This window comes from Winslowiella iniecta, from assembly GCF_001267535.1.
Taxonomy (GTDB): Bacteria; Pseudomonadota; Gammaproteobacteria; order Enterobacterales; family Enterobacteriaceae; genus Erwinia; species Erwinia iniecta.
Map to the genome: position 1 here is coordinate 1 of NZ_JRXE01000050.1, position 5,206 is coordinate 5,206.

Consider the following 5,206-nt stretch of genomic DNA (forward strand, 5'->3'; position numbering starts at 1 on the left):
TCTGGTGCGTGAGCACAGCGGTGCTTACGGCATGGGCGTGGATTATGCCTACACCCTGGTGCATAAAGCCCCACAACGTCAGGCGTAATTTTTCATCCGGCGATACATTTCCCTCTTTTATAGCAACGCGCTGATTTAATCAGCGCGTTTTTGATCGTTATCAGCAATTTTCAAACTATTCACCCGATCTGGTTGAGAATGTTCTAGATTTAACTCTGATTAGTTACGTCAGTACTCAGAGGAAGATTATGAAAGCAGCTGTGGTTACCCCCGAACATTCGGTTGAGATTCAGGATAAAGAACTGCGCGAACTCGAGCATGGCGAAGCGTTACTCAGCATGGAATTTTGTGGCGTCTGTCATACCGATCTGCACGTTAAAAACGGTGATTTTGGTGAGGTGCCGGGTATTACCCTTGGCCATGAAGGCATCGGTATTGTGAAAAAGATCGGGCCGGGAGTTACGTCGTTAAAGCCGGGCGACCGTGCCAGTGTGGCGTGGTTTTTCAAGGGTTGTGGTCACTGCGAATATTGTAACAGCGGCAATGAGACGCTGTGCCGCGAGGTGAAAAACGCGGGTTATTCAGTGGATGGCGGCATGGCAGAAGAGTGTATCGTGGTTGCGGATTATGCGGTGAAAGTTCCGGATAATCTGGAACCCGCAGCGGCCAGCAGCATTACCTGCGCCGGTGTGACTACCTATAAAGCGGTGAAGGTGTCGCAAATCAAGCCAGGCCAATGGATTGCCATCTACGGCCTGGGCGGTTTGGGTAATCTGGCATTGCAGTATGCGAAGAATGTGTTTAATGCCAAAGTTATCGCGATTGATGTTAACGATGCGCAGCTGGAATTTGCTAAAAGTATGGGCGCTGATTTAGTGATTAACCCGGCGAAAGACGATGCCGCAAAGATCATGCAAGAGAAAGTGGGTGGCGCGCATGCCGCTGTAGTCACTGCGGTGGCTCGTTCGGCGTTTAACTCGGCGGTGGATTGCGTGCGCGCAGGGGGCCGGATTGTGGCGGTCGGCCTGCCACCGGAATCGATGGATCTGAATATCCCACGGTTGGTGCTGGACGGTATTCAGGTTCTGGGGTCGTTAGTCGGCACACGCGAGGATCTGAAGGAAGCGTTCCAGTTTGCTGCTGAAGGTAAAGTCGTACCTAAAGTCACCAAACGACCGCTAAAAGATATCAACGCCATATTTGAAGAGATGAAAAACGGCAAAATTACCGGCCGTATGGTGATCGATTTAAAGCTGTAGCGAACTGATAACCACCGGTTGCGATGTCGGATACCAGTGCTTCAGGCTGACGGGTATCCGCATCGCACACCACTTATCTGCATTGAATCAGTATTTTACCCGCAGGGCGCTGCTGCTGACAGAAGCGCAGCGCCGCTGATATATCGGTTAATGGAAAAATCGCAGCGATCTGAGTTTTGGCCACCCCATCACGGATCAGATCAAACACCTCATTCAGCTTCGCGGCAATCTGCGGGCGGCTGGCATGATGAATCCACTGCCGTAAATGAAAGTAACTGAAATGAATATCCGGCCGTTTTAGCCAGAATGCTTTGGGTATCGGTTCGCCGGACAGCAGACCGTAGCTGATAAATTTCCCGGATGGTTTTAACGCCGTCGCCAACGTCACTGCGCCTTTACCCCCGATGCAATCCAGCACTGCGTCCAGCCCACCTGCCGAATTTATTGCCAGTACCGCGCGCTGATCTTCGGCGCTTTCCATAAGCATGACCGTGCCTGGCGAAGCTTTATCCAGGGATTTCGCGGCTGCCTGATTCCGCACAATCGCGACGGTGTTGAGTTTCAGCCGCGCGGCCATTCTGAGCAGCATCACTCCGATGGCGGAATTAGCCGCATTGATGGCAATGCACGCACCGACGGGCAGTTGTAAAACATCGTTTAGCATCAACCATGCGGTCATGGGATTGACATAGCTGGTCGCCGCCTGTTCGTCAGTCATCCACTGCGGAACCTCAAAACACCACGCGGGATCGCTATATTTGATCTGCTGCCAGCCACCTGCGCTACCCAGAGGTAACACACGTTTCCCGCCGGTAGAAAGTTCGACGGTGCCAACCCCTTCGAAACCCGGCACAAAAGGTAGCTGCGTGCGTGTGGGATAGGCACCCGATATGGTAATCAGGTCAGAGGGGTTAATGGCAGCCAGCTGCATGCGCACCGCGGCTTTTCCAGATTCAGTCGGGCAGGGGAGATAATGCTCAAGCCCGACACAGTCAGCCGCTACACCAAAATGCTGAACAATTGCACGTAAAATGGAGGTGGAGTGCATAGTGAAGACATCGTTTTTAAGGAAAAAGGCATTTTAACAGAGATTGTTTAGTCACAAGCTGCTATCAGAATTTTACGACAGCAAAGCTAAATGAAGGTGCATAGAGTTAATTAGTATGGCTGAACCGTTTTAGTTGGATGCTTTCATAACATTCCTGTAACATTTTTGCTACCCCTCAACTCTTAAGGCTGTTTTTTTGAGCAGGCCAATCTCTTTTTCGTTGGGTTTGCTTAATCAATATTTAACTATGCATAAAACAAATCTGAGTGTTTAAGCGCCTGGTGGCAGGGTGGTGGGGGAGGTTTTGAACGATCAGACACTTTTCTTGCGCTAATTTCCCTTAAATCCGTAGGTTCTTTCCTCTTCAGTGCAGCGCATCGCCCACCAGAAAATAATACCTCCAACAAAGTTATTATAATTTTTAATGTTAACGGCTTTTTAGGAAAAATCTGTAATGAGCCAAATTTGGCTTTCTCTGGAGGCCGTAATCAGCCTTATTAAGGACAAACTCACGATAAAGCTTAATTATTGTATCGATGAATAATGTAGTGATACTTAACTTTTGGTGTATTATATCGTCAAATTGACTTAGTGCAAAGGGCCGGCATTGCACGAAATTTGCGATTTTAATCGCTTAAATAGCCATAGATTCAAGGCGTTAATTGCAGGATTGGTTGCGAGTGCTTGCTACGGACATTGGTAAATAAGAATCATCTGGGGTTTTGATAACCTTAAGCTATCATTTTTCTGTATTGATAGTTTTTGCCTATGACAATTTGGGTTAAGTAAGATTTAACCAATTTCTAATATGTGTGTCCGTCAGTTAGGATTTTGTAAAAGTTTAATTAATAGTGTGTCCGTTCGCCTGCTCTGACCATGAATGAAAATATTCATGAATAATTTCCAGAGATTATTTTTTTAATCGTACTTGCAGGTGTGAAGGTAATAGTCTATGGATGAAAATAATGATAATTACCAATTCGTTCTGGAGCCGATACACAATTTTTCTGGCTCGCTTATTGCCTATGAGCTTTTGACGAAGTTTGCCTCATCCAATAGACCTTTTGATCTCACCCAGGGCGATGATAATCTTTTTTACCCGCTCTCTCAGTCTGATCGCCTGTCAATATTCCGTCAGCAAATAACATTGCTGGATGAGCTTTATCAAAGGAATGATACCATCCCGAAAATATCCGTTAATATCGATAAAGACATCGCTGGTGAAATAACCAGTAGCAGTAGCCTGCAAGAAAAGATCGCGCAGATGCCTTTGCTGCGCTTTGAAATATGTGAATTTTTCACCAGTGATTCAGATAATGACGAATCCAGTTTGTTAAGAGAGTTGACGAAAATATGTCCCCTCTGGCTGGATGATTTCGGGGCGGGAAACTCAAATTTAACCCTGGTGATGAAGGGAGAGTTTGAATACGTGAAGATTGAAAAGAATTTTTTCTGGCAGCACGGTAGCAGCAATGCGTTTCGCGACTTGATCTCTCATCTTAACGCTTTTTGTGAGGGGATTATTGTCGAAGGAATTCAGCATGCAAAGCATGAGGAGCAGCTGCGGACGCTGGATATCACCGGGATGCAAGGCTATCACTGGGAACCCGTTCAGATTGACGCGATGATAAAACGACTGCACTGATAATCCAAATAATATATGGACTTCAGAAACAATTCTGAAAGAAAGGCGTAATTAAGCGTCTTTCTTATTTGCGTGTAAATTTTTTAATTTATCTGAGTAACTATTTGATGACAGTGTAGGTAAAGAATGAAAAGAACTCACCTTCCTGGACTTTCACTTCAAAAGATAATTTATCTCAGAAACTTATTTCCTTGTTAAATCATGGGGAATGAATCCACAGCAGTGCAGCTTTATACGTATCTCTGGGTGTTGTTATAAATACGAATAAAACCGCAAGCTCTGGTGACGCCTTACGGCGTGTTTTTTGTCTGTTATTACATGAGGAACAGTCAGAAATTATTGGTGTGATTGATTACTCGTAACCGAATGCCTAACCCTAATCGGGAGTGCAAGTTATATGAATGAAATCAAGGTAACCGCGAAAGATAGCGGTTCAACCTCCAGTATAAATGGGAGTGAAGTTAGCGTAACTTCGCCCAGTGTCGTCACGCTCCAACTGAACAGAGAGGACATCGCCTCCCTAACCCGCGATCAAAATAATTTGGTCGTCACTCTTCATTCCGGAGAGAAGGTCGTTATTAAGGATTTCTTTGTCGCTGATGCGGAAGGAAATATCAGCGATTTAGTGCTTCAGGATGATACAGGCGCTTTGTGGTGGATTGAGAATCCGGGGCCGGGTTTTGAATTTACCTCGATCGCTGACATCGAAGGACTGCTTTACGGAACCGGGACCAGTGCCACTACCGCTGCCTTTTTGGGTGCCGGTGGTTTAGGTTTTCTCGGGCTGGCTGCAGCAGCTAACTCCTCAGGCAGTGAATCGCGTGATCTGTTGAACGACAGCGATTCTGACAGTGACTCCGACTCTGACTCTGATAGTGACTCTGACTCTGACTCTGACTCTGACTCTGACTCCGACAGTGATTCAGATAGCAGCGATTCAGACTCTGACAGCGACTCTGATTCAGACAGCGACTCTGATTCTGACAGCGACTCTGATAGCGACAGTGATTCTGATTCAGATAGCGATTCAGATAATAGCGATTCAGACTCTGACAGCGACTCTGAGTCAGACAGCGACTCAGACTCCGAAAGTGATTCAGACTCTGACAGCGATTCTGATTCCGACAGTGATTCAGACTCCGAAAGCGACTCCGATTCCGACAGCGATTCTGATTCTGACAGTGACTCCGACTCCGAAAGCGATTCAGACTCCGACAGTGATTCTGATTCCGACAGTGATTCTGATTCCGACAG

4 protein-coding genes and 1 pseudogene are annotated in these 5,206 nt (G+C 46.6%); 4 read left to right on the plus strand and 1 reads right to left on the minus strand.

Features of this window, described 5'->3' with window-relative positions; translation table 11 throughout:
* Positions 1 to 88 (plus strand): annotated as a pseudogene (locus NG42_RS23165) (hydrolase); the annotation flags it as partial.
* Positions 89 to 248: 160 nt separating this feature from the next.
* Complete coding sequence (adhP, locus tag NG42_RS21405; RefSeq protein WP_052903029.1) at positions 249 to 1,259, plus strand: alcohol dehydrogenase AdhP; 1,011 nt, start codon at positions 249 to 251, stop codon at positions 1,257 to 1,259.
* A gap of 73 nt (positions 1,260 to 1,332) precedes the next feature.
* Here the strand turns inward: adhP and NG42_RS21410 are convergent, their stop codons facing one another.
* Positions 1,333 to 2,307: a zinc-dependent alcohol dehydrogenase family protein gene (locus NG42_RS21410; protein ID WP_052903030.1), complete on the minus strand. Its 975-nt coding sequence runs from the start codon at positions 2,305 to 2,307 to the stop codon at positions 1,333 to 1,335.
* 952 nt (positions 2,308 to 3,259) lie between these two features.
* Here NG42_RS21410 and NG42_RS21415 point away from each other — a divergent pair.
* Both NG42_RS21415 and NG42_RS22815 read left to right on the plus strand, forming a co-directional pair.
* The gene (locus NG42_RS21415; RefSeq protein WP_052903034.1) at positions 3,260 to 3,952 is read left to right on the plus strand and encodes an EAL domain-containing protein; all 693 of its coding nucleotides are present in this window, start codon (positions 3,260 to 3,262) and stop codon (positions 3,950 to 3,952) included.
* Between the two features lie 397 nt (positions 3,953 to 4,349).
* A partial coding sequence (locus tag NG42_RS22815) for a BapA/Bap/LapF family prefix-like domain-containing protein (protein ID WP_052903036.1) occupies positions 4,350 to 5,206 on the plus strand: 857 nt, incomplete at its 3' end.